Source organism: Kitasatospora sp. NPDC056076 (assembly GCF_042266305.1).
GTDB lineage: Bacteria > Actinomycetota > Actinomycetes > Streptomycetales > Streptomycetaceae > Kitasatospora.
Genome location: NZ_JBHJWG010000144.1, coordinates 1 through 1,035, shown reverse-complemented (window position 1 = coordinate 1,035; position 1,035 = coordinate 1). Strand labels below are relative to the sequence as shown.

The window sequence follows — 1,035 nt, the reverse complement described above, 5'->3', positions numbered from 1 at the left end:
TACAAGAAAGAAAGTTCGATAGATTATTTATCGGTGGTAGAGCCACAAGGACGTGGAGCCTGGCATTGTCATGTTTTAATGCGCTTTAATGATTTGGATAAGATTTATATTAAAAATGCTGAATTAAGGAGTCTATGGGGTTTAGGATTTGTAACAATCAAGTCATTAAAGGATATAGACAACATAGGAGCCTATTTGAGCGCTTATTTGACTGATATAGACCTAGAAGATGTCCAAGACAGGGAAACAGCCTTAAAAGTGGCTTCAGAGGGCTGTGAGGTGCAAACAAAGATCGTAGAAGGTCGGGAAAAGAAATTTTTAAAAGGCGGACGGCTGCACATGTATCCTTCCGGAATGAATATGTATCGAAAATCAAAAGGGATTGTTAAGCCGGAACGGGAAGAAATGAAGTTCGGAGACATAAAAAAAGTAGTGGGTTCGGCAAAACCACACTACGAGAAAAGTTATCATGTCGAAAATGACAATTTTGAAAACACAATTTCGTTTCTCCAGTATAACACAAAACGTGATTTTTGAAGCAAAACGGTTCCTCTTTATGGAGCCGTTTTTTTTATTTCCCGAAGGGTTATTTGTCAGAATGACAAACCGATTTCGAGCCGGCGAGAACCCATTGTCACACCACGATTTAGGGGGTGTGTATAAATGGGCACTCTCTGTGAAATTTGAAGCTTTGAAATTCCGAATGGCGCACTTATACACTCTGTCGAGTGAGTGCTAAAATGCTGAAGCATTTCCGTCAAGCGTGTGGAGGAATCTTGTAGAGAGATATAGCATAGATACCCGTATCTCTAGAGATATTTTGGTATATCCCTGCTATATCTATGGGGTATCTATGCTATATCTTTGGCTTCAAAAACGGCACCTGTTCTAAGAGCATAGAAACTCAACAGGCACAGCCTGTTTGACACCCTTTTTTTTAGGGTGGCACCGAGTTTCCTTATGCTCTTTTTCTCTGAAGCTAAACCTGTTTTATATGTCGTAGTCTTTTTATTGGGAGTGACCCCTTGCTGTACA

Annotated in this window: 1 protein-coding gene and 1 pseudogene; one reads left to right on the top strand and one right to left on the bottom strand. The window is 40.1% G+C overall.

Annotated features, from left to right (window positions below):
* Positions 1–537, top strand: a pseudogene (locus ACFC1T_RS38495) (hypothetical protein); the annotation flags it as partial.
* Positions 538–851: 314 nt separating this feature from the next.
* Here ACFC1T_RS38495 and ACFC1T_RS38490 read toward each other — a convergent pair.
* The coding region (locus ACFC1T_RS38490) for a hypothetical protein (protein ID WP_375897486.1) at positions 852–1,035 on the bottom strand (184 nt) is incomplete at its 5' end.